Genomic DNA, 26,720 nt, shown 5'->3' on the forward strand with positions numbered 1-26,720 from the left:
CGCCGGGTCCTCGCGGCATTCACGGGCAATGGCGGCGATGCCGCGCGCATGGCGCGACACCGCGACGCCGCGGCCTGCCTGCGCGGCGGGCAGCCGTTCGGCGGGCGCAGCGGGCGGTGGCGCCAGGTAGCCCAGCTCGGCTTCCGGCGCCAGCGAGTCCAGCACGGTGAGTTCGGGCAGGTTGATGCGCAGCCGGTCCAGCCAGGCCTGGCGGCGTTCGGCATAGGGGTAGTCAGCCAGTCGGGCCATGGCGTCGACGGCGCGGGCGAATCGATCGTAGAGGTCGGTCATGAGCGGCGCTATGTACGAGAAAGTGCGTGGGGCCCGCGGCCATGCCGGGGCGCATTGCAGTACGGCTTTATCCTAACCGGTCAGACCAGTTGAATGTCATAATGCCCAGGCAGTATATGGCTGTCAACGCCAAACCGGGGGCGGCCGCGCACCCCTGCCTTGAGAATTCCGCGATGAACACCGTCGAACACATAGCCCAGCAGTTGCAGGCCCGCATCCGCCAGCGCGATTGGGCCGAGGCCGGCAAGCTGCCGGGGCAGCGCCAGCTGGCCGAGGACCTGGGCGTAAGCCGCGCCTCGCTGCGCGAGGCCATCACCATGCTGGAAGGGCTGGGACTGCTGCGCAGCGAAGCCGGCCGCGGCGTGTTCATCGCCCGGCCCGGCGAAAAAGGCCTGGGCAGCGCCTACGGCCGCTGGCGTTTCCAGGGCCGCTATGCCTTGCGTGATGTCTATCTGGTGCGCAACCAGCTGGAGGAGCTGGCAGCCGGCCTGGCCGCGGGCGTCGTCACCCAGGCGGGGCTGGCCCGCCTGCGCGCCACCATCACGCACATGGAACAGGCCGCCGACGCCGGCGACCTGGTGGCCATGTCGGAAGGCGACCGCGCCTTCCACGCCTGCCTGTACGAGATCGCCGGCAGCCCGATGTTGCTGGACCTGGCCGAGAACATCGCGGAAGTGGTGGACGGCAGCCGGCAGGTCGCGTTCGCCGATCCGGCGCGCGTGCGCGAGCCCATCTACGAACACGCGGCCATCATCGACGCGCTGGCTACCGGTTCGGCCGACGCCGCGCGGCGCGCCATGCGCGCCCACATCTGCAACGTGGCCGACCGCGCGGGCCTGTCGCTGACGATCCCGGGCGCCTGAGTCTCCCTACCGCTGTCCGTCATGCACGGACACGGCTTCCTTGGTCAGCCCGCCCAGCCGCGAATGCACCCGGCCGCCCGTGCCCATGACCAGGGCGAACAGGATCTCGTTGGCGCGCGGCGCATCCTGGATGCCGATCTCGATGCTGTTGAAGTGGCTGCGCACATACGAAGCGTGGATGTAGTGCACCGGCACCATCATGCGGTAGCCGGCCACGGCCACGGCCTTGACGGCGGGCACCATGGCGCGGGGTTCGCCCAGCACGCTGCGCATGGCCCAGCCGCCGGCCTCGTGCCAGACCGCGCCGTGCTCCATTTCACCGTCCAGGCCGACGATGGCGGCCTTGCTGTAGACCTCGATCTGGTCCTTGCCGCCCAGCGTCTCGACCAGCTCGGTCGCCAGCAGCGTGCCCAGGCTGCGCAGTTCGGCCATGAAGGGCATCAGATCCGGCTCGTAGCGGCCGGCGTAGGGATTGCGGATGACGGCGCAGGACGCCGCCAGCTTGAGTGGCCTCTCGGGCGCCGGGCCGTTCTCGTGGTAGGTGGTCTCGAGGATGAGGCAGCGTTTGCGGATATCGATCAGCGACATGCGGGGAATTCCTGGTAGCAGTTGAAAGAGGACGTTCTATTGCGGCGGGATGCCGGTTTCCTTGACGATGGCCGCCCATTTGTCGATCTCGGCGCGTACGAAGCCGCCGAATTCGGCCGGGGTCTGCTGCTTGACGGTCAGGCCCTGGCGCTCATAGGTCTGCTTGAGTTCGCCGTTGGCCAGGGCCTTGCCCAGCGATTGCGACAGGCGTTCCACCACGGGCGCGGGCAGGCCGGCCGGACCCATCAAGCCGAACCACACGGTCAGATCGAAGCCGGCGGCGCCGGTTTCATTGAGCGTGGGGATGTCCGGCGCCAGCGGAAAGCGTTCGGGAGTGCTGACCCCGTAGGTCTTGACCTTGCCGGCGCGCGCCTGCTGCAGGCCGTTGGCCAGATCGGTGAACGTGAGGTCGACGGTGCCGCCGATGACGTCGGTGAGCGCCTGCGGACCGCCGCGGTAGGGCACCGGCGTAACGTTGATCTTGCCCATGGACGCCAGCTTGGCGCCGAACACCTGCGCGCTGCCCGAGCCGTAGGCATAGGTCAGCTTGCCGGGATGCTGGGCGCCATAGGCAAACAGATCGGATACCTTGCTGCCCGGCATGCGCGGCGAACCCACCAGCAGATAGGGCGTTTCGGCGACGGCGCCGATGGGCGCGAGGTCGGTGGCGGGGTTGTAGGGCAGGTCCTTGAACAGGCTCACGCCGCTGGCCGCCGTGGACACGCCCACCACCACCAGGGTGTAGCCGTCGGGCTTGGCGCGGGCCACGTCATGGGTGCCGATGATGCCGTTGGCGCCGGGCTTGTTTTCCACCACTACCGGCTGGCCAAGATCGTCGGCCATGGCTTTGCCCAGGCTGCGGGCCACCACATCGGTGATGCTGCCTGGCGGAAAGGGTACGACCATGCGGATGGGATGGTCGGGGTAGCCCGCGGCGCCGGCGGGCGCGAGCGGGGCGCCCAGCACCAGCGCCAGCGCAAGCGCGGCGGCGGATCGTTTCATGCTTGTCTCCTGTGGATCTCGTTATCGTTGGCGTCCGGCGCTTCAGGCGGGAGCCGGGGTTTCCAGGCGCTGCAGATAGCGGTGGATCTCGGTGTTGTCCACGCCGGCCGGCATGTCTGCAAGCGCGCGCTGCCATAGCGCCGTGCACAGCGACAGCTGCGAGGCCGGAACGCCGGCCAGGGCCTGCAGCGCATCGGCGGTGCGCAGGTCCTTGGCCATCAGCGCCAGGGCAAAGCCACCGTTGTAGGTGCCGGGCACGATGAACTGGCGCAGCTTGGTTTCGGTGGCGACGTTGCGGCCGCTGGAGGCGTTGAGCACATCGGTGAACACTTCCAGGTCCAGGTCCATGCGCTGCGCGATCAAGAGCGCTTCGCTGGCCGCCAGCAGGCCGGCCGCGTAGACGTAGTTGTTCAGCGCCTTCATCGCATGGGCGGAGCCCACGGCGCCGGTGTGGATGAGGGACGCACCCATGCGCGAGAGCAGGGGACGCACCCGCGCCAGGCCGTCGGCATCGGCGCCCACCATGATGGCCAGCGTGCCAGCGGCCGCCTTGGCCACCGCGCCCGACACCGGTGCGTCGATGAGCGTCACGCCCGCCGCGCGCAATAGCGGCGCCAGCCGCAGCGTTTCGGCCGGGTTGGACGAACCCATGTCCAGCAGCACGGAGCCTGGGCGCATCACGTTGGCCAGTCCATGCTCGCCTTCGATCACCGCGTTGGTGATGGCGCTGTCGGGCAGCATGGTGATGACCACGTCGCAGGCGGCCAGCGCCGATAGGCCGGCGGCCGGCCTGAGCGTCTGGTTCCAGGCGGGGTGCCCGGCCAGGCGCTCCAGGCGCGCGGGATCGCGGTCATACGCCAGGATGTTGTAGCGCTCCTCGCCGCGGGCGAGGTTTTCCAGCATGGGCAGACCCATCATGCCCAGGCCCACGAATCCTACAGTGAGAGTCATGCATTCCCTTTATCGAATCGTCCTGGAAAGCGCGCCAGGAGCCATCTGGGATGCTAATGAAAGCGCCATTTCAGCGCTTATGCTAAGTTGGCCAGGGGTTATAACAAACGATTATCGGGTCAGCCATGCGATTCAAACTCAGGCAGATGGAAGCGTTCCGGGCGGTGATGCTGACCGGTTCCATGAATGGCGCGGCCAAGCTGCTGTTCGTGTCGCAGCCCGCGGTCAGCCGTCTCATCGCCCATACCGAGCAAAGCCTGGGCCTGCAGCTGTTCGAGCGCGACAAGGGCAAGCTCACGCCCACCCCTGAAGCGCAGCGCCTGTTCCAGGAAGTGGGACCGCTGTTCGACGAGGCCCTGCGCATCGACGAACTGGCGCGCGACCTGGCCGAGCGGCCGGAGGGCGCGTTGACCCTGTGTTCCAGCCCCAGCCTGGCGCTGAACTTCGTGCCGCCGGTGATCGCGCAGTACATGGAGCTCTATCCCAACGTCAGGCTCAAGTTCCACACCACGCTGCTGTCCGACATGGCGCATGAGCTGTTGGGACGCAAGGCGGAACTGGCCGTGTCGGTGCTGCCGATAGACCATCCCAATCTGGTCGTGGAGCCGCTGGCCACGGGCGAGATGGTCTGCATCCTGCCGCAAGGCCATCCGCTGGCCGCAAGGCGGGCAGTCAGCCTGGCCGAGCTGGCCGGGTGCCGGCTGATCCTCTACAACCGCAACATCCCGTTCGGGCAGTTGGTGGCAGCGGCCTTCCAGCGCGCTGGCGTCAGCTGGAATCCGGCCGTGGAAATCGTGCGCGCCGAGCTGGCCTGCGCCCTGGTCCGGGTCGGCGCGGGCGTGGCCATCGTCGACGAGTTCTCGGTTGGGCAGCAGGGTTGGCCCGGCGTGGTGACGCGGCCGCTGCGCGAGTCCATCCCGCTGTCGCTGAGCCTGGTGCGTTCGCGCTTCGAGCGCCCCAGCCGCCAGGTGCAGCGCTTCGTGCGCCTGATCAAGGAGCATGCGCGGACCTCGCGCAAGCCGGGCCGCGCCCGGCCAGCGGCGTAGCCGGCATCCGCAGGGAACGGACAGCCGGCGCATTTTCCGGACATGCCTGTTGGACCTGGCGCAAGCTTGCCTCGAATAAGCGCAGTTTGCGGATAGCGTCGGCCGGATCCGGCTAACGCGGGCCAGGCGCGCCACGCCAGTATTCGCCTCACTCAATCAGCCAACGGCGAGGTGATGCGATGAAGGGTCTGGACAATAAAGTGGCCATCGTGACCGGCGGCGCCACGCTGATCGGCGCGGGCGTGGTCGCCACGCTGCGCGCCTACGGCATGCGTGTGGCGCTGTTCGATATCGACGCGGCCGGCGGCGAACGCGTGGCCGCGGCCGATCCGGCCGGCACGCGCTTCTGGCCGGTGGACATTGCCGACGACGCGCAACTGGAGCGCGGCGTGGCCGACGCCGCGGCGCATTTTGGCCGCATCGATTTCCTGGTCAACCTGGCCGCGACCTATCTGGACGACGGCGCCGCATCGGGCCGCGCCGATTGGCTGCGCGCGCTCGACGTGAACGTGGTCAGCGCCGTGATGGCCGCGCGCGCGGTCCATCCCCATCTGCTGGCCGCTGGCGGCGGGGCCATCGTCAATTTCACCAGCATTTCGTCGCGCGTCGCGCAGACCGGGCGCTGGCTCTATCCGGTGTCCAAGGCGGCGCTGCTGCAAGTCACCCGCAACATGGCGATGGACTATGCCGCCGACGGCATCCGCGTCAACTCCGTGTCGCCAGGCTGGACCTGGTCGCGCGTGATGGACGAGCTGACGCAGGGCGACCGCGCCAAGACCGACCGGGTGGCCGCGGACTACCACCTGCTGGGCCGCGCCGGCGATCCGGCCGAAGTGGCCGAGGTGGTCGCCTTCCTGCTCTCAGACCATGCCAGCTTCGTCACCGGCGCCGACTACGCGGTGGACGGCGGCTATTCCGCCATGGGTCCCGAACAGGCCAAGCCCGCGATTCCGCGCCTGGCCGCCTAGCCAAACAAAGGAGAACAAACATGCGTCGAATCGCGATCGTGGGTGGAGGGCAGGCCGGCCTGCCCCTGGCGTTGGGACTGCTGGAAAAAGGTTATGAGGTGACCGTCGTCACCAACCGCGAACCGGACGACATCCGCCGCGGCAAAGTGATGTCCAGCCAGTGCATGTTCGATGCTTCGCTGCAGGTCGAGCGTGACCTGGGCCTGAACCAGTGGGAGGCGGAATGCCCCACCGTCGACGGCATCGGCCTGGCGATCCCGCATCCGGAGCGGCCCGGCCACAAGCTGATCGATTGGGTGGCGCGCCTGGACCGGCCCGCGCAGGCGGTGGACCAGCGCATCAAGATGCCGGCCTGGATGGAGCTGTTCGCGGCACGCGGCGGCCGGCTGCTGATCCAGGACGGCGGCGTGGCCGAACTTGAACTGCTGGCCGCCTCGCATGACCTGGTGCTGCTGGCCGCGGGCAAGGGCGAGGTGGTCAAGCTGTTCGAGCGCGATGCGCTGCGGTCGCGCTTCGACCGGCCGCAGCGCGCGCTGGCGCTGACCTATGTGCACGGCATGCGCCCGGCGCCGGATCATTCTCGCGTCGCCTTCAACTTGATTCCGGGCGTGGGCGAGTACTTCGTGTTCCCGGCGCTGACCATCAGCGGTCCCTGCGAGATCATGGTGTTCGAGGGCGTGCCTGGCGGGCCGATGGATTGCTGGCGCGACATCAAGTCGCCGCAGGAGCATCTGGCGCAAAGCCTGCATATCCTGCACAGCTATCTGCCCTGGGAGGCCGAGCGCTGCAGCGCGGTGGAGCTGACCGACGCCAACGGCATCCTGGCCGGCAGCTTCGCGCCCACGGTGCGCAAGCCAGTGCTGACCCTGCCGTCGGGCCGGCTGGTGTTCGGCCTGGGCGATGCGGTGGTGACCAACGACCCTATCACGGGGCAGGGCTCGAACAACGCCACCAAGGCCTGCGCCGTGTACCTGGACGCCATTCTGGCGCATGGCGACGCTACGTTCACGGCCGAATGGATGCAGCGCACCTTCGAACGCTTCTGGGACTACGCAGGCGCGGTGGTGGAATGGACCAACTCCATGCTGCTGCCGCCGGCGCCGCACCTGCTCAAATTGCTGCAGGCCGCGGACCACACGCCGGCGATCGCCAGCACCATCGCCAACGGCTTCAACCATCCGCCGTCGCTCTATCCCTGGTGGGGCGACGCCACGGCCTGCGAGGCTTTCATCGCGGCGCAGCCGGCGCGGGCGGCGGCATGAAGCCCGATTGCGCAGCGGGCCTGCCCCTGGACTGGGGCTGCACCGATCTGCATCCCAAGGTCCTGCGCGGCGTGTTAGGCAGCTATCCGACCGGTGTGGCCATCGTCGCCACGCGCTGTCCGGACGGCCGCCGGGTCGGGCTCACCATCAACTCCTTCGCCTCGCTGTCGCTGGACCCGCCGCTGGTGTTGTGGAGCCTGGTGAACCATTCGCCCAACCTGGCGGCGTTCCGCGATTGCAGTCACTTCACCATCAGCGTGCTGGCCTGCGGCCAGGAAGAGTTGGCGCTGCGTTTTGCCAGTTCTTCTGTTCCGGACAAGTTCGCGGGAGCGCCCGTGCACGACGTGCCGGAAGGCGTGCCCGCCATCGAAGGGGCGGTGGCCACCCTGGTCTGCGCCAACGACCAGCAAAGCCCCGCGGGCGATCACCTGCTGCTGTTCGGCCGGGTGCTGCGCGTGGCCAGCGTGACGGCCACGCCGTTGGTGTTCCATGCAGGGCGCTTCACTGCGTTGAGCGCCGCATAGGGCTCGCACGCGATTCCTTTCAATGTCCACGGGCCCGGGCGGCCTGTTTTCCCATCGGAGCGCATCATGCCCCTGGAGTCAGAGGCGCAGGTCATCATCGTCGGCAGCGGCATGAATTCGCTGGTCTGCGCGGCCTTGCTGGCGCAGCGCGGGAAGTCCGTGCTGGTGCTGGAACGCAACGACAGGCTGGGTGGCTGCATCCGCACCGAGGAGCTGTTTCCCGGCTACCGCCACGACGTGCTGTCCTGCTGGTATCCGCTGTTTGTCGGCAGTCCCGCCTATGCGGCGCTCAAACCCGCGTTGCAGGAAGCCGGACTGGAATTCATGCAGGGCGAGTACGCCACCGGGCTGGTGCTGCCCGACGGCTCGGGCCTGGCCTTGAAGCAGGATGTGGCGGACAGCGCGCGGCGGCTGGATGCCTGGGCGCCCGGCGATGGCGCAGCCTTCGGCGCCATGGCGCAGCGCCTGTTCGGCGAGGACGCGGCGCTGACCTTCGGCCTGCTGGGCCAGAATCCCTACGGCGCGGGCATGCTCAAGCTGCTATTCGGCGAATGGCGCAAGCGCGGCATGGACGGCCTGGCCGCCTTTGCCGCCGACTCGATGGAGAGCTTTCGCCGCTGGTCCGAACGCGCGTTGCAGTCTGATGCCGCGCGTGCATTGATCGCGCCCTGGGTACTGCACACCGGCCTGGGTCCGGACGACGCCTGTTCCGCGCTGATCGGCAAGCTGACCTTTGCCGCGGTCGTGGCCGGCGGCATGCCGGTGGTCAAGGGCGGCGGCAGCGGCGTGGTGGACGCGCTGGCCGCCGTCATCGAACGATACGGCGGCCGCCTGCAGACCGGCGCCGAGGTCGAACGCATCATCACAAGCGGCCAGGGCAAGCGGCGCCGCGCGGTGGGCGTGCTGGCGGGCGGACGCGAATATCGCGCGACAGTAGCGGTGGTCTGCAATGTGACGCCCGGCCAGTTGTACGGCCAGTTGCTGCCCGATGCGCCGCCCGCCGTGCGCGAACGCGCCGCTGGCTATCGCTACGGCCGCGGCGGCATGCAGATCCATTTCGCGCTGAATGCGCCGCCGGATTGGCTGACGCCGGAATTGCGCCACGTGCCGCTGGTGCATCTGACCGAGAGCATGGAACAGGTCTGCGCTTCGGTGACCGAGGCCAACAACGGCCTGCTGCCCGCGCGCCCCACGCTGGCCATCGGCCAGCCCGTCGCGGTCGACCCGACGCGCGCGCCGCCGGGCGGCTGGATCCTGTGGGTGCAGATGCAGGAACTGCCGGCGCGGATCAAGGGCGATGCCGCGGGCGAGATCGCGGCGCCTGCCGACGGCCGCTGGAACGAGGCCGTGCGCGAGGCGATGGCCGACCGGGTGCAGGCGCGCATGGAACGGGTCATGCCGGGCCTGGCGCGGCGCATCGTCGGCCGGCGGGCCTACTCGCCGGCGGACCTGGAAGGCCTGAACTGCAACCTGGTGGGCGGCGATCCCTATTCGGGCGTGTGTTCGCCCGACCAGTTCTTCTGGCTGCGGCCCTTCGCCGGAAGCCAGGGTGCGCGCGGCCACCGCACGCCGCTGCGCAATCTCTTTCACATCGGCGCCGCCACCCATCCGGGCCCCGGCCTGGGGGGCGGTTCCGGCTATCTCGTCGCACAACAAATAGGCAGGAGGGGAACATGAACGGACACCTGAAAATCCGGCGGCTTGCTGGCGCCTTGGCATTGGCGCTGGCTGGCACGGGAGCCCAGGCCACCGAGGGCGGCGGCCTGGGCATCTATCCGGACGGACTGGAAAACTTCATGTCGGGCGCGCTGCCGCCGCCGGGCGTGCACATGCTGGTCTATGCCGGCGGGGCGCGCTACGACACGCTGCGCGGCAACGACGGCGAACGCGTGCCGGTGCCTGGCTTCAAGGTGGACGTCAATGTGCTGGCGCCGCGCCTGATCTGGGTCACGCAGCAGCAGGTCATGGGCGGCCAGCTGGCCTTCCACGCCATCGCGCCGCTGCTGGACGTGACCGCCAAGGCTGCTGGGCAACGCAACCGCAGCACCGGCCTGGGCGACATGACGCTGGGCGTGGCGCTGGGCTATCACCCGTCCGAAAGCCTGCACTACGTGGTGGGGTTGGACATGTACGCGCCCACCGGCGAATACGACCGCAAAGACCCGTCCAGCCTGGGCAAGAACTACTGGACCGCGCAGCCGGTGTTCGCCCTGAGCCGCATCAGCCCGGACGGCTTCAACGCCGACCTGAAAGTCATGTACGACTTCAACTTCACCAATTCCGCCACCGATACGCGTTCAGGCCAGGCCCTGCACGCCGACTACGCGCTGGGCTGGGGCGTGGGCAAGGGCTGGGTGCTGGGGGTGGGCGGCTACGCCTTCCAGCAAGTCACCGACGACAGCGGCCCGAACAGCGCCGCCGGCCGCGCCCGCGCTTTCGGCTTCGGCCCCTCGGTGCGCTACATGAATGAAAAAGGCTGGCTGTTCACGGCCAAGTGGCAGCAGGACTTCAAGGTCAAGAACCGGCCCGAGGGCGCGCAGCTGTATGTGAAGCTGGGGATACCGTTCTAGGTCTGGCGGCTGCACTGGAAGGCCCTGGCTGTCCGTCTCTGCGGGGCTGTCCTGCTGGTATCGTTGCGCTGTCGATGGGACGGGGCAAGGACATGAATCTGTACGAAGCGATACGCTGGGGCAACGAATCCGAGGACCCGTACACTGGCGGTCCGGATGGCGCGGATACCTGTTTCCTGGTGCGGGCGGAATCGGTCGAGGAGGCTGGACGGCTTGCGGATGCGGCATTGCGCGGCGCCCGGTGCGGGCTGGCGGACTGGACCCAGGTTCTGTACTTGCTCGGCACGGAACAGGCCACGGACAGTGAACCTCGAATCTTGCGTGGACCCTATTTGCAGCACGCCTACCGGTACGGCTGGCGGCACTGGAGCCGGGACGAGGCGGCGGCGCCTTGGGTCGAGCAGTCTTAGGCGAGGGGCACCTCAGCGGGCGGACTGCTTGCGTTGCCCTTGAAGTTCCTGGACGGTAAATAGAACGAGTTCGGCCTTGTCGAGGGAGTCGTCGCGTTCCGCATTTTCCAGCAGATCATCGATCTGTCCACGCAGATGCCGGCAGTCGCTGGGCTCGCCTTTGGGATTGATCTTTTTGACCTCGACCCGCACTCGGGAAACCCAGTCGCGCTCGTTCTGAGCCAGTTTTTTCGCCCGCTGTTGGCGTTTGGTTGCCGCAGCGGCCGCCTCCGGAGTACGAATCGCGTCGCTGGTCGCTTTCAAGATCGCTTTGGGGTCGTAGGGGACTTGAGCAAGCGGCTTGCCTATGACCGCTTCCGCCACCGCCAGCGAAGACAGCTTATTGAGGTCGTCGATGGGAACGTCGATGGCGCAAGCGCCGGCCGCCCCAATGTGCGCGCCGGCCCGTTCGCCAAGCGGGATTTTCTGCAGTCGGGGTGAAAGCGCGGCGACGGCTGCGCGCCTGGCTTCGGCCTTCGCATCGGCCGACCGCAAGGCCTGGCTCGACGCCTCGAACGCCTTCATGTCGATATCGTCCGAGGCGAATGCCGTCCCGATGGACAGCGTCGCGCAAAGAAGAAGACTGCTTTTTAGCGTTTTCATCGAGTTTCCTTCCCCGGGGCTGCGTCGTACCAGCGAGCTTCCTGTTGCGCGAGTGTCCTGGAAATGCACCTTCCGCGCCATAGCGGTCAACGGATGAGGAAGGCATGCGTTGTTCGGATGCAACTGCAGGAATGCTTCCGTGGGCGTTTTGGGGCCTCGCGCACCATTCCGGCTGACGGTGGAATAGCATCCCGCGTGGAGATATCCGCGCCGGCGAGCGCTCACAGGGGGACATGATGAAAAGAACGATTTCGGCGCTGGCGCTTTGCTTGTGCGGCGGACTTGCCGCAGCGCAGAACACCAGCAGCAGCTTTGAAGTACAGGAGCCGATGCGCAATTCGCTGGGTTTTGCGATGGGTAGCGACGGCCAGGAGTGGCTCGGCGACAAGGCGGTCGCGCACATGGGTTTCATTGCAGCCTGCAGGCTGTACCCGGCAGACGGGCCGGAGGTCCAGGGGATGGTGGCCATGGCCCTGGCCCAAGCGAGCCTGGGCATGGACCTGGCCCGCGCGCCGACAGACCCGGCCGCGCTGCGCGCCAGGCTCGCCCAGCGCTTGAATTCCCAGGAAGGGCGCAAGGACGCGGCGGAAAAAATCCAGGCCATGCGCAAGCGCGTCTTGGCCGAGCAGGCGCATGCGGGCAAGCTGATAGACGCCTCCGTGGCTTTTACGGGCAAGAATGCGAACCCCTGCGAGCTCGAGCGCTACTACGCGCGTCAATTCCTGACACAGCACAAGGACGGCGCCATGAAGGCCGCTCCCAGGATCAATCAAATCGCGCGGGAGGTCATGGCGCAGGACTCCTCTGCCAAGGCCAAGCCGGCTGCGCCAGCCCGACCCTGAAGCGCCGCCGCCTCACCCGCGTCGCCGCAAACTCTGGCTGGGACTCACGCCGTAGCGTTCCTTATATCCGGCGCTGAAGCGCCCCATGTGCGCGAAGCCCCAGCGCAGCGCCACCCCGGCGATGTTGCGGGTCTCGCCCGAGATCAGTTCCGCATGCGCGCGTTCCATGCGCAGGTCGCGCAGGTAATGCATGGGGCTCACGCCCAGGAATTCCTTGAACCCCGCGTACAGGCTGCGCACGCTGACGCCGGCGATGCGCGCCAGCTGCTCGGCCGTGACCGGTTCGTGCGCATGCGCCTGCAGATAGTCCTGCACGCTGCGCACGTGGCGCGGCAGCACTGCGCCACGCCGGCCGGGCAGGGCGCCGGTGTAGTTGTGGGGCTGGGCCGCCAGCAAGGTGGCGGCGACCAGCTGTTCCATCTGATGCACGATGAGCTTGTGCTCGGCCAGGTTCGCGTGCTGGGTGGAGCAGTCCAGCAGATAGCTCATCAGGCAGCGCCAGGCCGGGCATTCGCGCCAGCGGAACCCCAGCTGGAAGCGCAGCGGCCGATCCAGCGCGCAGCCCAGATGGCCCACCAGGATGCGTTCCAGCAGCGAGCGGCCCACGCGCAGCATGAACTGGTCGTTGTCGTCGGCCCAGCGCATGGCCAGGTCGTCGTCCGGGCTGACGACCGACGCGACCTCGGGCGTCGAATCCACTTGCTGCGGGCCGCTGCTGATGCGGGCGCAGCCCGACAACGGCATCTGCACCAGGAAGAAGTCCTCGAGCGGACCGGGACGGATTTCGACGTTGGCACCATAGCGCAGGCGATTCAGCGAGACCTCGCCCAGCGGCTGGTGGTGCATGCGGGCGTCCAGGCGCTGCAGCGCGCCGACCACGCCCAGGTGGTGCGGACGCATCACGCGGCCGACCATGGAGCGGGCTTCGTCCAGATCGCCGGAGGCGAACAATTGCTGCGCCGGCAGGCCCAGGACCGACTCGATCCGCGGCGCGGCCGGCGGCCAAGTCGTGCTGGTGGCGGACTGCATCGTGTCGAGCATGGGGAAACTCCACTGCCGGGGCCTTGAAGGCTTTGATAGTAAAGCTGCGCCGGACAGGGCGGACTGGTGGAAAACCCGTCCAGAGGAGGCCGGACCTATCCGATTTTGGCGTCGGCTATCCGACATGCGCAGAAAACCTCTTGCAAGCGCATATTGACAACCGGTTTCCAATACTGGAAACTGGTTGTCAATTAGGCGATGCACAGGAGGCCAGAAATGAATCCAACCAAGGAAGAACGGCTCACCGGGGTGATCCTGACCTTGTTCCAGTTGAACGGCGCGTTGCTTGATTGGGGCGACGCCTTCGTCGCGCCCGAGGCGCTGACGAGCGCCCGCTGGCAGATGCTGGGCGCCCTGGCGCTGGCGGGACAGCCTCTGAGCGCGCCGCAGGTCGCCGCCGCGATGGGCGTGACGCGCCAGGGCGCGCAGAAGCAGCTGAACCTGCTGTCCGAGGCGCAACTGGTGGAGGTCCGCCCCAATCCGCAGCACAAACGCTCGCCGCTGTACCAGCTGACCGATGGGGGGCGGCGCGTCTATGGCGCCATCGACGCGCGCTGGAAGGAGCGCGCGCGCCAACTGGCCGGCGGCTTCAGCGCCGCTGAACTGGAAACGGCGGGGAGGGTGCTGGCGGGCCTGCTGGCCGCGCACGTTCCCGCGCCACCGGAGCAAGATCATGAAACATAGAATCCATGCCGCTGCCGCCCTGTTGACGCTGCTGTTTCTGGCGGCGTTTTGGATCTCGACAGTGGCGTCCGAACTGTTCCTGGCCGCATCCGCGGTGGCCCAGGTCAAGCTTGCCATCGCTTATGCGCTGTTGGGTTTCGTGCCCGTCATGATGCTGACCGCCGCCAGCGGTTTCCTGATGGGCGGCAAGGGCAGGCATCCGCTGCTGTTGGCCAAGCGTAGACGCATGCCCTTCATCGCGGCCAATGGTTTGCTGATTCTGGTTCCCGCGGCGGTGTTCCTGGCGCTGCGCGCGCAGGCGGGCTTGCTGGACGGGGTGTTCTACGGGGTGCAGGTCTTGGAGCTGGCGGCAGGCGCGGCCAACCTGGCGCTGATCGGACTGAACATCCGCGACGGCCTCAGGCTGGGCCGCTTGCGGCGGGGCGCGCAAGAACAGGGCCGGTCCTAGCGTCCCGCCCCGCTGCGCGGGACGAGAGGCCAGCCGGCCCTGTTGCCTCAGTGCATCTTGCCGTAGCGTCCGGCGTTGAAGTCCTGGATCGCTTCGACGATTTCCGCCTGCGTGTTCATCACGAAGGGGCCGTAGCCGACCACCGGCTCGTCGATGGGCTCGCCGCTCAACACCAGGAACACCGCGTCGTTGTTGGCTTCGACGGTGATGTCCTCGCCCTCCAGGGAGAACAGCGCCAGCTGCGCATCACGCGCCACGGTTTCCCCGTTGACCAGCACCGTGCCGCGCAGAACGACCAGCATGCTGTTGCGGCCTTCGGCGACGGGGAAGGTCGCCGACTTGCCGGCGGCCAGCCTCACGTCCCACACGTCCATCGGCGTGAAGGTGCGCGCCGGCCCCGCGTGGCCCGCATAGTTGCCCGCGATCACGCGCAGCTTGCCCGCGCCGTCCGGCAGGTCCACCGTCGGGATGTCCGCGTCGAGGATGCCCTGGTAGCCGGCCGGCGCCATCTTGTCCTTGGCGGGCAGGTTGACCCAGAGCTGCACCATTTCCAGCTCGCCGCCCTTGCGGGTGAAGGCGTGGGAATGGAATTCCTCATGCAGGATGCCCGAGGCCGCCGTCATCCATTGCACGTCGCCGGGACCGATGACGCCGCCGTTGCCGGTGGAATCGCGGTGCTCGACTTCGCCGCTGTAGACAATGGTCACGGTTTCAAAGCCGCGGTGCGGATGCTGCCCGACGCCGCGCGGATGTTCGGCCGGCTCGAACTGCGCCGGGCCGGCGTAGTCCAGCAGCAGGAACGGGCTGGTGTTCTTGCCTTTGTCGTTGTAGGAGAACATGGAGCGCACCGGGAAGCCGTCGCCCACCCAGTGGGGACGGGGGCTGGCATGCAATCCGAGGATCTTCTTCATGGTCGTATTTCCTGTTGCGCGGCCCCAGCGGGGCCGTTCGTCATAGTTAAGAAGATAAGGGTGCAACCCCTTCGGCGGTAGTCCCTGGCATTGATAAGCACTGTTCCATGGATCGGACAGTGGAGGCGGAACTCGCGGCTGGCGTATCCTTCGGGCAATGGAAGACGGCATGAACACGGCCCAGGCGGGCGGCAATAACGATCAGGTCCAGGGCTTCGCCCCGGTGGCGGGGGCTGGCGCGCGCGTGCTGGTGCTGGGTTCGATGCCCGGCGTGGCATCGCTCAGGCAGGGCCGCTATTACGCCCATCCGCGCAACGCCTTCTGGCCCATCGCGGCCAGCATCTTCGGCTTCGATCCCGGCCTGGACTATGCGCAGCGCCTGCTGGCCCTGCAGGCTGCCGGCATCGCCTTGTGGGACGTGCTGCAGGCCTGTGAACGTCCCGGCAGCCTGGACGCCGATATCCGTGGCGATACCCTGGTCGCCAATGACTTCGCCACCTTCCTTGAACGCCACCCTGGCATCGTCCGGGTCTGCTTCAACGGCGCCAAGGCCGCGGCGATGTACCGCCGCCACGTGCTGCCGGGGCTGGCCGTGCCGTTGGAATACATGGACTTGCCTTCGACCAGCCCGGCGCATGCGGCGGCCTCGTTCGAGCACAAGCTGGCCGCCTGGGGCCGGGCGCTCAAGGTCGATGATTGACGGGTTGGGTTGCGGACCGGCTCCGGGTTTACGCTTATCCGTCCCCGGTTTGATCCTTATCAAGTCTCTATATAACTCCAAGTGATAAGTTAATTCCCGTAACAGAATTAACGCTTGGAGAAGCACTATGAGTACCCCCGCCAGCCCCCCGGAACCGCCACTCCCGGGTAAACGTGGCTTCCTGAAGGGCTTATTGGGGTTGGGGGCCGCGGCCACCGTTATTCCCATCCGCGCCGAGGCCACCGGCATCAACGGCCAGCCGCCGCGCCGTCCGGGCATGCCGGGCAAGCGCTACGGAATGGTGGTCGACATGCGCAAGTGCATCGGTTGCCAGTCCTGTACGGTCAGCTGCTCCATGGAGAACCTGCCTCCCATCGGGCAGTTCCGCACCACCGTCCTGCAATACGAAGTCCTGCCCGACGCCGGCGGCCCCGCCTCCATGGTGATGCTGCCGCGCCTCTGCAACCATTGCGACAACCCGCCTTGCGTGCCCGTCTGTCCGGTGCAGGCCACCTTCCAGCGCGAAGACGGCATCGTGCTGGTCGATAACGAGCGCTGCGTGGGCTGCGCCTATTGCGTGCAGGCCTGTCCCTACGACGCCCGCTTCATCAACCACGAAACGCAGACCGCCGACAAATGCACGTTCTGCGAGCACCGTCTGGAAGCCGGGCTGCTGCCGGCCTGCGTGGAAAGCTGCGTGGGCGGCGCGCGCGTCATCGGCGACATGAATGATCCCGACAGCGCCATTTCCAAGCTGCTGGTCGAGCACAAGCAGGACATCAAGGTGCTCAAGCCCGAAATGAAGACCGATCCCCACGTCTACTACATCGGCCTGCCCGATGCGTTCGTCCACCAGGTCGACGGCCAGGCCGGCGTGCGGCTGGCTGGCGGTCATTGAGCCATCGAAGGGGATGACCATGCAGATCTCTGAATTGTTGACGCCGGTCTACGACGCCGCCTGGCTGCCGTGGGCCGTGCAGTACTTCTTCCTCATCGGCATCAGCGCCACCACTGCGCTGACCGCCGCTTTCGCGGCCTTTGGCAGCGCGGGTTCGCCCGCCCGCCGGTTGCTGCCCGCGGCCGTGACGGTGCTGCTGGTCAGCGCCATCGCCGCACCCGTGTCGCTGTTGGCGGACCTGCACCAGCCGGGCCGCTTCTGGCACTTCTACGCGCATTTCTCGCCCTGGTCCTGGATGTGGCTGGGCGCCTTGCTGCTGCCGGTGTTCGTGACCTTGGCGCTGCTGTTCTGCGCCGCCTGGTGGTGGGGCCGCATCGGCTGGGTGCGCGCGCTGGGCATGGCGCTGGCAGTGTCGGCGCTGTCGATCCTGGTCTATACCGGCGCCGAGGTCATGGTGCTGCGTTCGCGGCCGCTGTGGCACACGGTGTTCCTGCCGGTGAACTTTGCGCTGACCGCCTGGCTGGGCGCGCTGGGAGCCATGTTCCTGGTGGGCCGCTGGCTGCGGGGCGGCACGCGGGCCATGCCGGTGGAACTGTTGCGCAGCCTGAGCGTGACGGCGGTGGTGATGATGGCGCTGGGCGCCGGCGCCTGGGCGCTGCTGGGCCTCTTGGGCATGGACCCTTCGTTCGACGCCGCGCTGCGCCTGTTCGCCGAGTTCCCGATCTGGCGCGTCAGCCTGGCGGGCGCGGTGGCGACCGGCTTCTGCATGATCGCGCTGTTGCAGCGCCCGGCGCGCACGCTGGCCGCGCCGCTGCCTTCAGCGGCGCTGGCATTGACCATGTTGGCGGCTGCTTGGATCTTCCGCTGGGTGGTCTTCATGAGCGTGCAGGGCGTGCCGAAGTACGGCGCTGGCCTCTACCTGTACGACATGCCCTGGGGCAGCGATGGGTTGCTGGGCATGGTGGGCGTGCTGGGCCTGTGCGTGGCGCTGGTCGCCGCCGTGACCTACGCCCTGGAACTGTTTCCGGCGCGCACGCGGGGCGTGGCGGCCTGAGCGCCGCCGCCCGGGCCTGTGTGTGCACAGGCCCTAGACGAAAGAACATGGAATGAAAGCAATGGACAAGCAACACGAAGACGACAAGCGCGACGCCCCGCCGGACGAGGCCGCCAATCAGCCGCGCGACGAGGCGCGGCGCAAGCTGATGGTGCGCGGCGGCGTGGTCGCCGGCGGCATGGCGGCGTTCGCGGCGGGCTACGGCGAGACCGTGGTCCGGGCCGTGAAGGGCCTGGCGCAAGGCACGGCGGGCGTGCCCACGGCGCATGCCGTGCGCGGCAATTCACTGACGCCGGAATTCCGCATCGATCCCTTGACCGGCGTGCTCAGCGCCCAGCCGGGCCAGACGGTCAGCCCCTCCAGCTGCCTGGGCTGCTGGACCCAGTGCGGCGTGCGCCTGCGCGTGGACACGAAGGAAAACCGCATCCTGCGCGTGGCCGGCAACCCCTACCATCCGCTGGCCACGACCCGACCGGCCGCGATGGAAGCGCCGGTGCGCGAGGTCTATGCGCAACTGGGCGGCGACAACGGCCTGGAAGGACGCGCCACGTCCTGCGCGCGCGGTTCGGCCATGCTGGAGCAGATGAACAGCCCGTTCCGCGTGCTGCAGCCGCTCAAGCGCGTGGGCAAGCGCGGCGAGGGCAAGTGGCAGACCATCTCGTTCGAACAGCTGGTTCAGGAAGTCTGCGAAGGCGGCGATCTGTTTGGCGAAGGCCAGGTGGACGGCCTGCGCGCCATCTTTGACCGCGAAACGCCGCTGGATCCGCAGAATCCCGAGTATGGCGCCAAGGTCAACCAGTTCCTGTTCACCGACGCGTCCAACGAAGGCCGTACGCCGCTGATCCAGCGCTTTGCCGGGCAATCGTTCGGCACGGTGAATTTCAGCAACCACGGTTCCTATTGCGGCCAGAGCTTCCGCGTGGGCGCGGGGGCGGCGCTGGGCGATCTGAAGGGCATGCCCCACGGCAAGCCGGATTGGGACAACGCGCGCTTCGGCCTGTTCATCGGCGCGGCGCCGGCGCAGGCCGGCAACCCGTTCCAGCGCCAGGCCCGCCAGTTGGCCGAGGCCCGCGTGCGGCCGGAAGAGACTGGCTTTACGTACGTGGTCGTGTCGCCGATGCTGCCTGCCTCGTCCAGCCTGTCGGCGGGATCGGGCAATGAATGGGTGCCGGTCAATCCGGCCGGCGACCTGGGTCTGGCCATGGGCCTGATCCGCTGGATCCTGGACAACGAACGTTACGATGCCCGCGCGCTGGCGCAGCCCGGCCCTGCGGCCATGAAGGCCGCGGGCGAGGCGGCCTGGACCAACGCCACCCATCTGGTGGTGGCGGAACCTGGTCATCCCCGCCTGGGCAGTTTCCTGCGCGGCGCCGACCTGGGCTGGCCGCGTCCGGCCGATGCCGGCGAGAAGTGGGAAGACGTGTACGTCGTGCGCCTGGAAGACGGCACGCTGGCGCCGCACACCGCGGTCGCGCCCGCCACGCTGTTCGTGGACGACGCGGTCGCCGCGCCCGGCATGGATGGCGCGCCAGAAGCGCTGCGCGTGCGCAGTTCGCTGTCGCTGCTGCGCGAGGAAGCGCGCCGCAAGACGCTGGACGAATACGCGGAACTGAGCGGCGTGCCGGCCGCCAAGATCGCGTCGCTGGCCGAGCGTTTCACCAGCTACGGCAAGCGCGCCGTGGCCGATGCGCACGGAGGCACCATGAGCGGCTCGGGCTTCTATACGGCCTATGCCATCGCCATGCTGAACACGCTGGTGGGCAACCTCAACGTGGAAGGCGGCCTGGTGCTGGACGCGGGTCCGTTCCCCCCCTATGGGCAGGGGCCGCGCTACAACATCGCCGGCTTTGCCAACCGCGCCACGCCCAAGGGCGTGGGCCTGTCGCGCAACCGCTTCCCGTACGAGAAGTCCAGCGAGTTCAAGCGCAAAAAGGCCGCCGGCCAATCGGTCTATCCGGCCGCGGCGCCCTGGTATCCGGCCACCGGCGGGCTCAGCTCGGAAATGCTGGCGTCCGCGCTGGCGGGCTATCCGTACCATGCCAAGGTCTGGTTCAACCACATGAGCAACCCGATCTACGGCATCGTCGGCCTGAAGAGCGTCATCATCGACAAGATGAAGGATCCGCGCCTCTTGCCGCTGTCGGTATCGATCAATCCCTTCATCAACGAGACCAACGCGCTGGCCGACTACATCGTGCCGGATACGGTGACCTACGAAAGCTGGGGCGTCTCCGCGCCCTGGGCGGACGTGGTGGCCAAGGCGTCCACCGTGCGCTGGCCGGCCGTGCAGCCGCGCGTGGCGCGTACCGCCACGGATGAGCCGGTCTGCCTGGAAACCTTCCTGATCGCCTGCGCCAAGCGGCTGGGCATGCCGGGCTTCGGCGCGGGCGCCATCTCCGACAAGGACGGCGCCAAGTACGCGCTGGACACGCCGGAGGACTTCTTCCTGCGCGGCATCGCCAACATTGCCTTCGCGGCGGGCAAGCCCGTGCCCGAGGCCAGCGACGACGACATGGCGCTCACCGGCGTGGACCGCTATGGTGCGCTGTTGCAGCAGAAGCTCAAGCCGGGCGAATGGCGTCAGGTGGCCATGGTGATGAGCCGTGGCGGGCGCTTCGACAAAGTGCAGGATGCCTGGGTGGAAGAGGGCGGAACGCGGCAGACGCGCATGGCCTATGCCAAGCCGCTGCAGGTCTGGAGCGAGGAACTGGCGGGCTTTCGCCATTCCATGACGGGCGAGCGCTACAGCGGCTGTCCGACCTGGTACCCGACGCGGCTGGCCGACGGCAGCGACATGCGCGCGCAATACACGCGGCAGGACTGGCCCTTCCTGCTCAGCTCGTTCAAGTCCAACCTGATGAGCTCCATGTCCATCGGCGTGAACCGGTTGCGCCAGGTGCATCCGCACAACCCGGTATCGATCAACCGGCAGGACGGCGAACGCCTGGGCATCCGTAACGGCGATGCGGTGCGCATCGTGACGCCGGGCGGCGCGGTGACCGGGCTGGCGCTGCTGCGCGACGGCATCCAGCCGGGCGCGGTGGGCATCGAGCACGGCTACGGCCACACTGAGTTGGGCGCCCGCGCGCACGTGGTGGATGGCAAGCCCATGGCGCACGATCCGGCGCTGGCCGCGGGCGTGAACCTGAACGACCTGGGATTCGGCGACGCCACGCGCGGCGAGCACGCCAACGTCTGGATCGATTGGGTGTCCGGCGCGGCGGTGCGCCAGGGGCTGCCGGCGCGGATCGAGCGGGTCTGAGGACGCAGGCGGCCGGTATCGTGCGCCTCAGGGCACGACGGTATCGGCCACCAGCGCCAGTCCATCCGCATGGATGCCGACGCCGGATAGCGCGCCGCCCAGGTCGCCCGGCCGCGCGGCGGCCGTGCCGGACCTGCTGACGCGGATCTCCACCCGCACCTTGCTGGCGCGCGACAAGGTCGCGTCCGGCGACATGGCGCTGCTGTCGTCCAGCACGAAATCCCGCGGCAGGTCCGAGACCTGCATGCGCAGGATTGCCAGCGGCATGCGCGACCCTTCCTCGGGACGCGCAAGGATGAACACGGTGTCGGAGGGCTGGACCCGCCCGCGCAGCGCGTCGGCGATGCTGGCGCGTCCGCTGATGCGGGCGGCGGTGGCGGAGGGCGCGGGCGCCGCGCCGGCGGACGCAGGAGCCGATGCCGAGACAGGGGCGGATCCGGGGGGCGAAGCCGCGGATCCCGCGGTCGATGCGCCGGCAGTTGTACTGGCAGGCGCGGCCGCCATGGCGCGCGCCTGCGCGATGTTGGACTGGATCTGCCGCGCGGCTTCCGAGTCCGGCGGCAACTGGGCCTGCAACCGTTCCCAATGCGCCAGCGCCTCGGCGGCGTCGCCGCGGCGCAACGCCATCATGCCGGCCAGGGCCAGGGCCTTGGGCTGGTCCGGTTGTGCGGCGAGGGCTTGCGCCACTGCCGCGATGGAGGCTTCGTCGGGGTTGCCCTGGTTGGCCGACAGCAGCGCGTCGGCCAGGTCGGCCAGTACCGCGGGCTGGCCCGGGACCAGGCGCAGCACCTGCTGGTAGGCCGCCACCGCATCGACATAGCGTCCCAGGGTTTCATACGAACGCGCCAGCATGTACCAGCCGTCGGCGTCATCGGGCGCGGTCCGCAGCCGCTGGGCCAGGGCATTGATGGCCAGCGTCATGTCGGTGCCGGTATCGGCCGCGTGGGGTTCGGCGGGCTGGCCCGCGCTGGCGCTGGCCGCCGCTCGCGGGTTGCCCAATTGGCCGTACAGCAGCACGGCCGCCACCGGGATCAGCACGGTCAGCAGGCAGGCGGCGGTGATGCCCGCGCGCTGCCCGGCCCAGGGCGCGCTGCGCCCGCGCCGCAGGTCCAGATCCTGCAGCAGGTCGCGCTGCAGCTCTTCTTCCGCACGCATGCCGGCGGCGGCAGTGAGGCTGCCGTTGTCCATGTCGCGGCGCAACTGCTCGCGCTGCGCCAGATAGAACGCGCGCACATTGGCCTCGGATTCGGGTTGCGCGGCGGGCGCGCGCCGCAGCAAGGGCGGGACCAGGCAGAGCAGGGTCGCCAGCAGCAGGAGCACCACGATGATCCAGAGTGTGGTCATGAGCCGGTATCCAGGAAGCGCGCCGCGCGCGCGCGTTCGTCGGCGGTCAGGGGGGCGCGCGCGCCGGCGCGGCGCTTCAAGGTGCGTACCAGCACTACGAAGCCCAGCGCCAGCAGGGCGAAGGGTCCCAGCCACAGCAGCCAGGTGATGGGTTTGAAGGGCGGGTCGTAGCGCACGAAGTCGCCATAGCGGTCTTCGAAGAACTGCATGATCTGCGTGTCGCTGCGGCCTTCCGCCAATTGATCGCGGATCAGCTTGCGCATGTCCTGGGCCAATGGCGCGTTCGACTCGGCCAGGGTCTGGTTCTGGCACACCAGGCAGCGCAGTCCATGGGCCAGCTTGTCGGCGCGTTGTTCCAGGACAGGCGGCAAGGGCTGCGCGGCGCCGGCGTGGACTTGCGCGCGCGCGGCGGCGGCCAAGGCCAGCGCCAGCAGCAGGGCGCGGAGGGCGGCCCGCAACAGGCTGCAAGACAGGGCAGCGGGCCGCTTCATCGCAGCGCCTCGATGGCGGGCTGGATGCGGTCGCGCCAGATCTCGGGCGTGATCAGGCCCAGCTGCTTGTAGCGGATGCGGCCGTCGCGGTCGATCACGAAGGTCTCGGGCACGCCGTACACGCCATATTCGATGCCGACGCGGCCGTCGATGTCGCTGGCGGATGCGATGTAGGGATTGCCGTTGCGCGCCAGCCAGGCTTCGGCTTCTTCCGGCTTGTCCTTGTAGTTCAAGCCGTACAGCGGAATGCCGTGGCGCCGGGCGGCTTCGCGCAGCACCGGCAGTTCGTCCTTGCATGGCCCGCACCAGGAGGCCCACACATTCAGCAGCCAGACCTGGCCGCGCAGCGATTGCACCTCCAGCTTTTTGCCGGGATCCAGCAGGACGGGCAGGCCGATGGCGGGGGCGGGCTTGTCGATCATGGCCGAGGGAACCGCCCGCGGATCGCGCGACAGGCCCATCGCCAGGAACACGGCCATGGCCAGGAAGGCGGCCAGCGGCACCAGGTAACGCAGCATCAGGCTCCCTCCCGCGTGGGTCGCGCGGCGGCGGGCATGGCCGGCTGCGGCGCGCGCGCAGGTTCCTGCGCGCGGCGGTAGCGCTTGTCGCCGGCCGCCAGCAGACCACCCAGCGCCATCAGGATGCAGCCCGTCCAGATCCAGGTCATGAAGGGCTTGACCTGCAGGCGCACCGTCCAGGCCTTGTCGCCCACCGGTTCGCCCAGCGCCACGAACAGGTCGCGGGTGAAGCCGCTGTCGATGTCGGCCTGGCTCAGCGCCATGTCCTGCACCGTGTAAAGGCGCTTTTCCGGATACAGCGTCAGCACCGGCTTGCCGTCCCGGGTCACCGGGAATACGGCGCGCTGCGCGCTGTAGTTCGGCCCGGCAGCCGGGGCAATGCTGGCGAAGGTGAACGCGTAGCCGCCCGCTTCCTGGGTGGAGCCGAGCTCCATCCGCAGCTCCTGCTTGACTTCATAGCCGTTGGCCAGGGTGACCCCGGCAATGAAGATGCCTACACCCGCGTGCGCCAGCAGCATGCCGTACCAGGAACGCGGCTGGCGGCCCAGCCGGCGCAGCCATTGGCCGTCGCCGTCCGTCAGCCGCTGCCAGGCGTGCGCCGCGGCGCTGGCGACCGACCAGGCGGCCAGCCACAGCCCCAGCATCACCATGGGCGACCCCAGCCGCGCCGGGCCCGGCATGGCCAGCGGCAGCAGCACCGCGGTCGCGACGCTGACTGCGAAGGCCACGCGCAGGCGGCGGCCCAGGTCGGGCAGCTCTGCCTGCTTCCAGCGCGCCACCGGACCGACGCCCATCAGGAAAATGGCCGGCGTCATCAGCGGCACGAACACGGCTTCGAAATAGGGCGGACCGATGGAGATCTTGCCCCACTCCAGCACGTCCAGCACGACCGGATATAGCGTGCCCAGCAGCACCGAGCCCGCCGCCACCGTCAGCACCACATTGTTGGACAGCAGCAGGGATTCGCGCGACAGCAGCGAGAATCCGCCGCCCAGGCCTACCGTGGGGGCGCGCCAGGCATAGAGCGCCAGCGATCCACCCACGATCACCAGCATGAATCCCAGTATGTACAGGCCGCGTCCGGGATCCACGGCGAAGGCATGGACGGAGGTCAGCACGCCCGAGCGCACCAGGAACGTCCCCAGGATGCTGAGCGAAAACGTGCAGATCGCCAGCAGCACGGTCCAGCTGCGGAAAGCGCCGCGCCTCTCGGTCACGATGAGGGAATGGATCAGCGCGGTGCCCGCCAGCCAGGGCATGAAGGAGGCATTTTCCACGGGATCCCAGAACCACCATCCGCCCCAGCCCAACACGTAATAGGCCCAGGCGCTGCCCAGGAGTATGCCTATGGTCAGGAAGGTCCAGGCCGCCAGCGTCCAGGGGCGCACCCAGCGCGCCCACATGGCGTCCAGTTCGCCCGACAGCAGCGCCGCGATGGCGAAGGCGAAGGCCACGGAGAAACCGACGTAACCCATGTACAGCATGGGCGGATGCACGATCATTCCCGGATCCTGCAACAGCGGATTCAGGTCGCGTCCGGCCATGGCGGGCGGCATCAGGCGCTCGAAGGGGTTGGACAGGAACAGCAGGAACAGCAGAAAGCCCACGCTGATCCAGCCCATCACCGCCAGCACACGGCCGACGAAGGGCAGGGGCAGGCGGCGGCTGCACAGCGCCACGGCCAGGGTCCAGGCCGTCAGGAGGTACAGCCACAACAGCAGCGATCCTTCATGTCCGCCCCACACCGCCGCGAAGCGGTAGGCGGCGGGCAGGTCCGCATGCGAATTCGCGGCCACGTACAGCACGGAAAAATCGTTGTCCACGAACGCCCAGGCCAGGCAGCCTATGGCCACGGTGGTCAAGCCGAACTGGCCTATGGCGGCGGGCCGCGCCACCCTCAGCCCCGCCTGCCAGCCGGTGGCTGCGCCCACCAGCGGCAGCACGCCTTGCGCCAGCGCCACCAGCAGCGCCAGGATCAGGCTGAACAGGCCGATCTCGGGAATCATTGCGCCTCCGCGCGCATGGCGTTGGGCCCGGCGCCCGCGCGCTTGAGCGCATCGGCGGCCTCGGGCGGCATGTAGTTCTCGTCGTGCTTGGCCAGCACCTCGGTGGCGCGGAACACGCCGTCCGGCCCCAGCTTGCCGGCCACCACCACGCCCTTACCCTCGCGGAACAGGTCGGGCAGCAGTCCCTGGTAGGTCACCGGTACGGTGTGCGCGGTGTCCGTCACCACGAAGCGCAGCGTCAGCCCGTCGGCCTCGCGGCGCAGCGACCCCTGCTCCACCAGGCCGCCGACGCGGAAGCTGCCGCTGGCGGGCGCTTCCTTGGCCACCACCTGCGTGGGGCTGAAGAAAAACACCAGGTTGGATTGCAGGGCATTGAGCACCAGCGCGGCGGCCGCGGCCAGAAGGCCCAGGCCGCCCAGGATGGCCAGCGCGCGGCGCTTGCGCGGGCTCATCGCGCCGTCCCGTCAGCGCGGGCGGTATTCTGCGCCGCGCGCCGGGCGCGGCTACGGCGCCATAACACCAACGCTTCCAGGCCGATCAGCGCCAGCGTCACGCCGTACGCACCCAGCAGATAGGGGCTGTGGCCTTGCAGCGAGAACAGCGCTTGCCAGCTCATGCCGCCTCCCGCCGCGTCCGGTCCGAGCGGACCGCACCCGGCTCGCGCTCGGCAATGATGCCGCGCACGCGCGCCAGCGCGGCCGCTGCGCTGTAGAGCCAGAACGCCGCCACCATCAGCAGCATCGCGGTCACCATGATATGGGCCATGCTGGGCGCGGTGGTGAGATTGATCGATGCGCCCTGATGCAGCGTGCTCCACCAGCGCACCGAAAAATAGATGATGGGCACGTTGATCACGCCCGCCAGCACCAGGATGGCGCCGCCGCGGTCGGCGCGCTGCGCGTCGTCGGCAGCGGCTGCCTGCAAGGCCATGAAACCCAGGTACAGGAACAGTAGTATCAGTTCGGAGGTGAGCCGCGCGTCCCATACCCACCAGGCGCCCCAGGTCGGCTTGCCCCACAGCGCGCCGGTCCACAGGGTCAGGAAGGTGAACAGCGTGCCGGTGGGAGCCAGCGCCCGCATCATCATGAACGACAGGCGGGTATTGAAGATCAGTCCCAGCGTGGCGTACAGCGCCATGACCAGGTACAGGAACATCGACATCCAGGCCGCCCCGACATGGATGAAGAGGATGCGGTAGACCTCGCCCTGCTGGCTGTCGGTGGGGGCGACGGCCAGCCCCACATACAGGCCTGCGGCCGCGAACAGCGCGGCGCCCAGCGCCAGCCACGGAATCATGCGGCCTGCCAGCGGATAGAAGGCAGCGGGCGAGGCGTAGCGCAGCCAGCCCGCGCCGGCTGCCGCGGCGGGCGGATATGCATTCAGGGCAGGGTGCTTGTGCATGGC

28 protein-coding genes and 1 pseudogene are annotated in these 26,720 nt (G+C 68.5%); 15 read left to right on the forward strand and 14 right to left on the reverse strand.

The features are described from left to right. Positions 1-291: pseudogene (locus HV766_RS27390) on the reverse strand (amidase); the annotation flags it as partial. A gap of 173 nt (positions 292-464) precedes the next feature. Here HV766_RS27390 and HV766_RS27395 point away from each other — a divergent pair. Continuing rightward, positions 465-1,154, forward strand: coding sequence for a FadR/GntR family transcriptional regulator (locus HV766_RS27395; RefSeq protein ID WP_175182185.1), 690 nt, complete (start codon positions 465-467; stop codon positions 1,152-1,154). Between the two features lie 6 nt (positions 1,155-1,160). On the opposite strand, the gene HV766_RS27400 is transcribed toward HV766_RS27395, so the two are convergent. From HV766_RS27400 to HV766_RS27410, 3 genes are read right to left on the reverse strand one after another with little or no spacing between them, the layout of a single operon-like run. After that, positions 1,161-1,742, reverse strand: coding sequence for an amino acid synthesis family protein (locus HV766_RS27400; protein WP_054459160.1), 582 nt, complete (start codon positions 1,740-1,742; stop codon positions 1,161-1,163). A gap of 36 nt (positions 1,743-1,778) precedes the next feature. After that, the gene (locus tag HV766_RS27405; protein ID WP_054459161.1) at positions 1,779-2,744 is read right to left on the reverse strand and encodes a Bug family tripartite tricarboxylate transporter substrate binding protein; all 966 of its coding nucleotides are present in this window, start codon (positions 2,742-2,744) and stop codon (positions 1,779-1,781) included. 42 nt (positions 2,745-2,786) lie between these two features. Beyond that, entirely contained in the window at positions 2,787-3,695 is a 909-nt protein-coding gene (locus HV766_RS27410) for an NAD(P)-dependent oxidoreductase (RefSeq protein ID WP_175182186.1), read from the reverse strand. 125 nt (positions 3,696-3,820) lie between these two features. On the opposite strand from HV766_RS27410, the gene HV766_RS27415 reads away from it, so the two are divergent. From HV766_RS27415 to HV766_RS27445, 7 genes are all read left to right on the forward strand, one after another. Continuing rightward, positions 3,821-4,741 carry a LysR family transcriptional regulator gene (locus HV766_RS27415; RefSeq protein WP_175182187.1) on the forward strand — a complete coding sequence of 307 codons (921 nt, stop codon included), beginning with the start codon at positions 3,821-3,823 and terminating at the stop codon, positions 4,739-4,741. A gap of 179 nt (positions 4,742-4,920) precedes the next feature. Further along, positions 4,921-5,709 carry an SDR family oxidoreductase gene (locus HV766_RS27420; RefSeq protein ID WP_054459169.1) on the forward strand — a complete coding sequence of 263 codons (789 nt, stop codon included), beginning with the start codon at positions 4,921-4,923 and terminating at the stop codon, positions 5,707-5,709. A gap of 20 nt (positions 5,710-5,729) precedes the next feature. Then, positions 5,730-6,971, forward strand: coding sequence for a styrene monooxygenase/indole monooxygenase family protein (locus HV766_RS27425; RefSeq protein ID WP_054459171.1), 1,242 nt, complete (start codon positions 5,730-5,732; stop codon positions 6,969-6,971). Further along, positions 6,968-7,495, forward strand: coding sequence for a flavin reductase family protein (locus HV766_RS27430; RefSeq protein WP_054459173.1), 528 nt, complete (start codon positions 6,968-6,970; stop codon positions 7,493-7,495). The genes HV766_RS27425 and HV766_RS27430 overlap by 4 nt, the downstream gene beginning before the upstream one ends. Before the next feature lie 66 nt (positions 7,496-7,561). Continuing rightward, complete coding sequence (locus tag HV766_RS27435; RefSeq protein WP_175182188.1) at positions 7,562-9,172, forward strand: phytoene desaturase family protein; 1,611 nt, start codon at positions 7,562-7,564, stop codon at positions 9,170-9,172. Then, positions 9,169-10,065: a SphA family protein gene (locus HV766_RS27440; RefSeq protein WP_175182189.1), complete on the forward strand. Its 897-nt coding sequence runs from the start codon at positions 9,169-9,171 to the stop codon at positions 10,063-10,065. The genes HV766_RS27435 and HV766_RS27440 overlap by 4 nt, the downstream gene beginning before the upstream one ends. 92 nt (positions 10,066-10,157) lie before the next feature. Next, a complete protein-coding gene (locus tag HV766_RS27445) occupies positions 10,158-10,475 on the forward strand; it encodes a hypothetical protein (protein WP_175182190.1) in 318 nt (105 codons plus the stop codon). Between the two features lie 12 nt (positions 10,476-10,487). Here the strand turns inward: HV766_RS27445 and HV766_RS27450 are convergent, their stop codons facing one another. Continuing rightward, a complete protein-coding gene (locus HV766_RS27450) occupies positions 10,488-11,117 on the reverse strand; it encodes a hypothetical protein (protein WP_175182191.1) in 630 nt (209 codons plus the stop codon). A 236-nt stretch (positions 11,118-11,353) separates the two neighbouring features. Between HV766_RS27450 and HV766_RS27455 the strand changes: the two genes are divergently transcribed. Continuing rightward, the gene (locus HV766_RS27455) at positions 11,354-11,959 is read left to right on the forward strand and encodes a hypothetical protein (protein ID WP_175182192.1); all 606 of its coding nucleotides are present in this window, start codon (positions 11,354-11,356) and stop codon (positions 11,957-11,959) included. A gap of 12 nt (positions 11,960-11,971) precedes the next feature. On the opposite strand, the gene HV766_RS27460 is transcribed toward HV766_RS27455, so the two are convergent. Beyond that, entirely contained in the window at positions 11,972-13,000 is a 1,029-nt protein-coding gene (locus tag HV766_RS27460; RefSeq protein WP_175182193.1) for an AraC family transcriptional regulator, read from the reverse strand. 216 nt (positions 13,001-13,216) lie between these two features. Here HV766_RS27460 and HV766_RS27465 point away from each other — a divergent pair, with 216 nt between their 5' ends. Both HV766_RS27465 and HV766_RS27470 read left to right on the forward strand, forming a co-directional pair. After that, positions 13,217-13,684 carry a MarR family winged helix-turn-helix transcriptional regulator gene (locus HV766_RS27465; protein WP_054459184.1) on the forward strand — a complete coding sequence of 156 codons (468 nt, stop codon included), beginning with the start codon at positions 13,217-13,219 and terminating at the stop codon, positions 13,682-13,684. Further along, positions 13,674-14,132, forward strand: coding sequence for a hypothetical protein (locus tag HV766_RS27470; protein ID WP_166738438.1), 459 nt, complete (start codon positions 13,674-13,676; stop codon positions 14,130-14,132). Before HV766_RS27465 ends, HV766_RS27470 begins: the two co-directional genes overlap by 11 nt. A gap of 47 nt (positions 14,133-14,179) precedes the next feature. Here HV766_RS27470 and HV766_RS27475 read toward each other — a convergent pair whose 3' ends face one another. Further along, on the reverse strand, positions 14,180-15,043 hold the full coding sequence (locus tag HV766_RS27475; protein WP_119451825.1) for a pirin family protein: 864 nt from the start codon (positions 15,041-15,043) through the stop codon (positions 14,180-14,182). 169 nt (positions 15,044-15,212) lie between these two features. On the opposite strand from HV766_RS27475, the gene HV766_RS27480 reads away from it, so the two are divergent. The 4 genes from HV766_RS27480 to HV766_RS27495 all read left to right on the forward strand — a co-directional run bounded on the left by HV766_RS27480 (position 15,213) and on the right by HV766_RS27495 (position 20,957). After that, positions 15,213-15,743: a DNA-deoxyinosine glycosylase gene (locus tag HV766_RS27480; RefSeq protein ID WP_175182194.1), complete on the forward strand. Its 531-nt coding sequence runs from the start codon at positions 15,213-15,215 to the stop codon at positions 15,741-15,743. Between the two features lie 127 nt (positions 15,744-15,870). After that, on the forward strand, positions 15,871-16,641 hold the full coding sequence (gene dsrO, locus HV766_RS27485; RefSeq protein WP_054459191.1) for a sulfate reduction electron transfer complex DsrMKJOP subunit DsrO: 771 nt from the start codon (positions 15,871-15,873) through the stop codon (positions 16,639-16,641). 19 nt (positions 16,642-16,660) lie between these two features. Further along, the gene (nrfD, locus tag HV766_RS27490) at positions 16,661-17,695 is read left to right on the forward strand and encodes an NrfD/PsrC family molybdoenzyme membrane anchor subunit (protein ID WP_175182195.1); all 1,035 of its coding nucleotides are present in this window, start codon (positions 16,661-16,663) and stop codon (positions 17,693-17,695) included. Positions 17,696-17,756: 61 nt separating this feature from the next. Then, positions 17,757-20,957: a tetrathionate reductase subunit A gene (locus HV766_RS27495; RefSeq protein WP_175182196.1), complete on the forward strand. Its 3,201-nt coding sequence runs from the start codon at positions 17,757-17,759 to the stop codon at positions 20,955-20,957. A gap of 27 nt (positions 20,958-20,984) precedes the next feature. Here the strand turns inward: HV766_RS27495 and ccmI are convergent, their stop codons facing one another. Genes ccmI through ccmC form a run of 7 tightly spaced genes read right to left on the reverse strand, consistent with a single transcriptional unit; the run spans position 20,985 to position 26,717 of the window. Beyond that, entirely contained in the window at positions 20,985-22,301 is a 1,317-nt protein-coding gene (gene ccmI / locus HV766_RS27500; RefSeq protein ID WP_175182197.1) for a c-type cytochrome biogenesis protein CcmI, read from the reverse strand. Beyond that, positions 22,298-22,792, reverse strand: coding sequence for a cytochrome c-type biogenesis protein (locus HV766_RS27505; RefSeq protein ID WP_175182198.1), 495 nt, complete (start codon positions 22,790-22,792; stop codon positions 22,298-22,300). Before HV766_RS27505 ends, ccmI begins: the two co-directional genes overlap by 4 nt. After that, on the reverse strand, positions 22,789-23,310 hold the full coding sequence (locus HV766_RS27510; protein WP_054459197.1) for a DsbE family thiol:disulfide interchange protein: 522 nt from the start codon (positions 23,308-23,310) through the stop codon (positions 22,789-22,791). The genes HV766_RS27505 and HV766_RS27510 overlap by 4 nt, the downstream gene beginning before the upstream one ends. After that, entirely contained in the window at positions 23,310-25,316 is a 2,007-nt protein-coding gene (locus HV766_RS27515) for a heme lyase CcmF/NrfE family subunit (protein WP_175163828.1), read from the reverse strand. The genes HV766_RS27510 and HV766_RS27515 overlap by 1 nt, the downstream gene beginning before the upstream one ends. Beyond that, positions 25,313-25,768 carry a cytochrome c maturation protein CcmE gene (gene ccmE, locus HV766_RS27520; RefSeq protein ID WP_054459201.1) on the reverse strand — a complete coding sequence of 152 codons (456 nt, stop codon included), beginning with the start codon at positions 25,766-25,768 and terminating at the stop codon, positions 25,313-25,315. Before ccmE ends, HV766_RS27515 begins: the two co-directional genes overlap by 4 nt. Beyond that, positions 25,765-25,932 (reverse strand): heme exporter protein CcmD, encoded by a 168-nt coding sequence (gene ccmD / locus HV766_RS27525; protein ID WP_054459202.1) that lies wholly within the window; start codon positions 25,930-25,932, stop codon positions 25,765-25,767. Before ccmD ends, ccmE begins: the two co-directional genes overlap by 4 nt. Continuing rightward, positions 25,929-26,717, reverse strand: coding sequence for a heme ABC transporter permease CcmC (gene ccmC / locus HV766_RS27530; RefSeq protein ID WP_175182199.1), 789 nt, complete (start codon positions 26,715-26,717; stop codon positions 25,929-25,931). The genes ccmD and ccmC overlap by 4 nt, the downstream gene beginning before the upstream one ends. Positions 26,718-26,720 lie beyond the last annotated feature (3 nt).

This window comes from Achromobacter aegrifaciens, assembly GCF_902859735.1.
In the GTDB taxonomy this organism is placed as follows: domain Bacteria; phylum Pseudomonadota; class Gammaproteobacteria; order Burkholderiales; family Burkholderiaceae_B; genus Achromobacter; species Achromobacter aegrifaciens.

Bases quoted from the DNA above. Each gene is read 5' to 3' on its own strand.
- HV766_RS27440 (WP_175182189.1), top strand. From the start codon at position 9,169: ATGAACGGACACCTGAAAATCCGGCGGCTTGCTGGCGCCTTGGCATTG.
- HV766_RS27400 (WP_054459160.1), bottom strand. From the start codon at position 1,742: ATGTCGCTGATCGATATCCGCAAACGCTGCCTCATCCTCGAGACCACC.
- HV766_RS27435 (WP_175182188.1), top strand. From the start codon at position 7,562: ATGCCCCTGGAGTCAGAGGCGCAGGTCATCATCGTCGGCAGCGGCATG.
- HV766_RS27410 (WP_175182186.1), bottom strand. From the start codon at position 3,695: ATGACTCTCACTGTAGGATTCGTGGGCCTGGGCATGATGGGTCTGCCC.
- HV766_RS27465 (WP_054459184.1), top strand. From the start codon at position 13,217: ATGAATCCAACCAAGGAAGAACGGCTCACCGGGGTGATCCTGACCTTG.
- HV766_RS27495 (WP_175182196.1), top strand. From the start codon at position 17,757: ATGGACAAGCAACACGAAGACGACAAGCGCGACGCCCCGCCGGACGAG.
- ccmD (WP_054459202.1), bottom strand. From the start codon at position 25,932: ATGAGCTGGCAAGCGCTGTTCTCGCTGCAAGGCCACAGCCCCTATCTG.
- HV766_RS27510 (WP_054459197.1), bottom strand. From the start codon at position 23,310: ATGCTGCGTTACCTGGTGCCGCTGGCCGCCTTCCTGGCCATGGCCGTG.
- HV766_RS27475 (WP_119451825.1), bottom strand. From the start codon at position 15,043: ATGAAGAAGATCCTCGGATTGCATGCCAGCCCCCGTCCCCACTGGGTG.
- ccmE (WP_054459201.1), bottom strand. From the start codon at position 25,768: ATGAGCCCGCGCAAGCGCCGCGCGCTGGCCATCCTGGGCGGCCTGGGC.
- HV766_RS27405 (WP_054459161.1), bottom strand. From the start codon at position 2,744: ATGAAACGATCCGCCGCCGCGCTTGCGCTGGCGCTGGTGCTGGGCGCC.
- ccmC (WP_175182199.1), bottom strand. From the start codon at position 26,717: ATGCACAAGCACCCTGCCCTGAATGCATATCCGCCCGCCGCGGCAGCC.
- HV766_RS27425 (WP_054459171.1), top strand. From the start codon at position 5,730: ATGCGTCGAATCGCGATCGTGGGTGGAGGGCAGGCCGGCCTGCCCCTG.
- ccmI (WP_175182197.1), bottom strand. From the start codon at position 22,301: ATGACCACACTCTGGATCATCGTGGTGCTCCTGCTGCTGGCGACCCTG.
- nrfD (WP_175182195.1), top strand. From the start codon at position 16,661: ATGCAGATCTCTGAATTGTTGACGCCGGTCTACGACGCCGCCTGGCTG.
- HV766_RS27455 (WP_175182192.1), top strand. From the start codon at position 11,354: ATGAAAAGAACGATTTCGGCGCTGGCGCTTTGCTTGTGCGGCGGACTT.
- HV766_RS27460 (WP_175182193.1), bottom strand. From the start codon at position 13,000: ATGCTCGACACGATGCAGTCCGCCACCAGCACGACTTGGCCGCCGGCC.
- HV766_RS27515 (WP_175163828.1), bottom strand. From the start codon at position 25,316: ATGATTCCCGAGATCGGCCTGTTCAGCCTGATCCTGGCGCTGCTGGTG.
- HV766_RS27415 (WP_175182187.1), top strand. From the start codon at position 3,821: ATGCGATTCAAACTCAGGCAGATGGAAGCGTTCCGGGCGGTGATGCTG.
- dsrO (WP_054459191.1), top strand. From the start codon at position 15,871: ATGAGTACCCCCGCCAGCCCCCCGGAACCGCCACTCCCGGGTAAACGT.
- HV766_RS27430 (WP_054459173.1), top strand. From the start codon at position 6,968: ATGAAGCCCGATTGCGCAGCGGGCCTGCCCCTGGACTGGGGCTGCACC.
- HV766_RS27420 (WP_054459169.1), top strand. From the start codon at position 4,921: ATGAAGGGTCTGGACAATAAAGTGGCCATCGTGACCGGCGGCGCCACG.
- HV766_RS27395 (WP_175182185.1), top strand. From the start codon at position 465: ATGAACACCGTCGAACACATAGCCCAGCAGTTGCAGGCCCGCATCCGC.
- HV766_RS27445 (WP_175182190.1), top strand. From the start codon at position 10,158: ATGAATCTGTACGAAGCGATACGCTGGGGCAACGAATCCGAGGACCCG.
- HV766_RS27505 (WP_175182198.1), bottom strand. From the start codon at position 22,792: ATGAAGCGGCCCGCTGCCCTGTCTTGCAGCCTGTTGCGGGCCGCCCTC.
- HV766_RS27480 (WP_175182194.1), top strand. From the start codon at position 15,213: ATGAACACGGCCCAGGCGGGCGGCAATAACGATCAGGTCCAGGGCTTC.
- HV766_RS27470 (WP_166738438.1), top strand. From the start codon at position 13,674: ATGAAACATAGAATCCATGCCGCTGCCGCCCTGTTGACGCTGCTGTTT.
- HV766_RS27450 (WP_175182191.1), bottom strand. From the start codon at position 11,117: ATGAAAACGCTAAAAAGCAGTCTTCTTCTTTGCGCGACGCTGTCCATC.